The organism is Candidatus Methylomirabilota bacterium, from assembly GCA_027293415.1.
GTDB lineage: Bacteria > Methylomirabilota > Methylomirabilia > Methylomirabilales > CSP1-5 > CSP1-5.
The window spans coordinates 1-2,597 of sequence record JAPUFX010000148.1; the positions used below are offsets into that span (position 1 = coordinate 1).

At 59.3% G+C, this 2,597-nt stretch carries 2 protein-coding genes; both read right to left on the reverse strand.

What is annotated here, in order from left to right:
* Positions 1-89: 89 nt before the first annotated feature.
* Complete coding sequence (locus O6929_10805; protein MCZ6480875.1) at positions 90-911, reverse strand: hypothetical protein; 822 nt, start codon at positions 909-911, stop codon at positions 90-92.
* Between the two features lie 587 nt (positions 912-1,498).
* Positions 1,499-2,597: asparagine synthase C-terminal domain-containing protein (locus tag O6929_10810; protein ID MCZ6480876.1), on the reverse strand; the 1,099-nt coding region annotated here is incomplete at its 5' end.

Below are 2,597 nucleotides of genomic sequence, written 5' to 3' on the forward strand. Positions count from 1 at the left end.
GAGGATAGAAACAATTGCCCCGGGCCTGAAAACAAAGATCCTCGGTGTCACCTGCAGGCCGGTGATTTAGGAGATAGAAATAGGTCTTCTCAACGAAAGCTGAAAGTAGTCCCATTGCTCAGGTTTGCTAGGATGGCCTGCCGGACATCCGGGAGGTGTTTGAGGGCCCTGGGATAGGATAAAGACGCGATGGGGACACGTGTGGCGAGCCGGGTGGCCAGCACGAACTGGCACTTGAGCCTGCCTGGCTCGACGACCAGGTGATTGAAGGTATTCTTGATCAGCTCAACAAAGGCGCGGCGGGGGGAGAGCGTCCGAATGGTGATCCGGTGGCTGGGTGAGTTCGGTGATGGAGGTGCGAGCACATAGATCGCCTTCAGGGGGAAGGCGCTTTGCGGCAAGACTGCCTCGTTCTGACCCAGCGGTATCACCAGCTTGGACGTCTGATCGTTCATCGGGATGCCGGTGACCCGCTCTCCAAGCACGCTCCTGGCAATTTCCGGAAAGAGCTTGATCCTTGGCGGACCAGGATAGGCCATGAATTGATCCCCTTCTTCCTTGAGGACGAGGAGATCATCGGTCAGCAAGCGGTACCCTCCGTGCAGGAACACGGCTCCGAGGCTCGATTTCCCAAAGCCGCAGTCGCCAAGAAAAGCCACCGCCTCCCCGTCAATCACCACAGTGGTCGAGTGGAGTGGCTCGATCCCCTGTCTCAGCAGGGCAAAGGAAATGACATGACCCGCGAGATACGTCTGGAATGACTCCTGCGAGGCACCCTTGAACGCACGACAGGCGATGCGGTGGCCGTCGGCCGAGACCAGGAACTCAAAGAGCCCGGACCAGCGGAGATAGTCGGATCCGTCGGGGAGCCGGAGGTGTTGAAACCAGTTTTTTCCATCCGACCGTCTCATGGCGTCCCGAGGCACCTTTGAGAAGAGAGCAGGCGAGCCAACGAACAGTTCAAGCTCCTGGAGGTCGCATTCTCTTCCCTCAGGGCAAGGGAGCGGCCACTGACTCAGAAGGCACAGACCGTACACCCGATAGCCACGCGGAGATCGCCGCCTGCCTACTGGCTCCTGTCCTGTTCCAAGTATTGACCTACGTGTTTTTCGCATCCGCCACACGTACCTCCTAACCCTGCTCAGAAACTCTTTCCGGCGTTGGCACGACGACCCCAGACAATCCTGAAGCTCTCCCTCCCCCCTGCAGCGAGAGGGTCGAGGTGAGGGTGGAAAAAGAACATGCTTTGGTCCCTCACCCTGCTGTCTCCCCGAGGGCGGCAAGGGAAAATGACCCGCTCCGAGGCGGGATTCTCTCGGATCAGGGCAAACCCACCGGAAACTTCAGGATGCTCCCCCGGGCGGCGGCGTCCTAGTCTTGGGCTGGCCCCCGTCCGTCTTAACACCTCCCTTGGCCTTCGTGAGACGGCGAAGGTCCCCGTAGACCACAAGGCGGGGAGGACGGTAAGGTTTCTTTTCTCGGCGTGTTGGTTTGGATTTCATCCTATGCCTCCTAGCATTAGCACCATCGGGGTGCCCTCGGGCGATCCCGGCCCCTCATGGCTGTTGTTGTTCTCCCCGAAAAAAACCTGAAGCCAGAGCTCTAACCCCAGGAGATCCGAGAGGTTCCAGGCCGCTTCGCAGGTGGGACCCTGCATCCGGTCTTTCAACCGCTCGAGTTCTGACCTTATTACGTTTCCCTTCACGTACCCCAACTTCAAGGCCATTCCGTCCGACTCAAGACCGCGAAGCACTTGAGGAAAGTCCCTCTCCGCCCCCTCATTCACCAAGTGGCTGAAATCTGCCTTCCAGGTGCGGCGTGCGATCGCGTCGGGAAGATTACCCTGCATGGCGGCGCGCAGGAGGGTCCTGGGAACTCCTTTCCAGGTCTGCATCTCCCCGGGGATGGACATCAGGAAGGCAAGCAGGTCCCGGTCCAGGAAGGGGAAGGCTGTATCCAGTCCGTGCATAGCGGCCACCTTGTTGTTCCACTCCATGCACATGACATGGTGGCTCGATCTGGCCTCTTCGTACATAGCGCGGGCATGAACCGTAGGGAAAGATACTCTGGAGAAAGCGGAGTGTTTGGATGTCCCTCGGCGAGCCCGCTTCTGAAACGCCTGCGTGAACCACGGGCGATGTTCTCTGGCTCGAAGCCTTCGAAGAGAGGGAATGAGCGCCTTCGGAACATGGTACTTGACGAGGTCCACGAAAAATCGCTGCTTGAAGTAGCTGCTGTCTGCGTCGGTGAACCAGCGGCCGAATTCTTTCAGGTGTGCCCGCACCTCACCCCACGCCAGCTTGTGGAAGAGGTCTACGAGGTACGACTGCTCAAAGAGCATCTGGTCCCCCCAGGTACCCGTCAGCATCACCCGGGCCCCAAGCCGGTGGACGGTAGAGAGGAACCTGTAGGTGGTGTTCCACAGTTCATCCAGGAACGGGGCCTCGACGTGCCACACCGCCTCCCTGGAGCGATTCAGGAGCCCCGCGGGGCCCATGGGAACTCGTTCGATCGCCACCTCGTAGTCTCGCTCGATCTCGACGAGAAAGGCCTTTTCATCTGACGGGGACCCATCGGGAGAAATGTATGAGATCCCG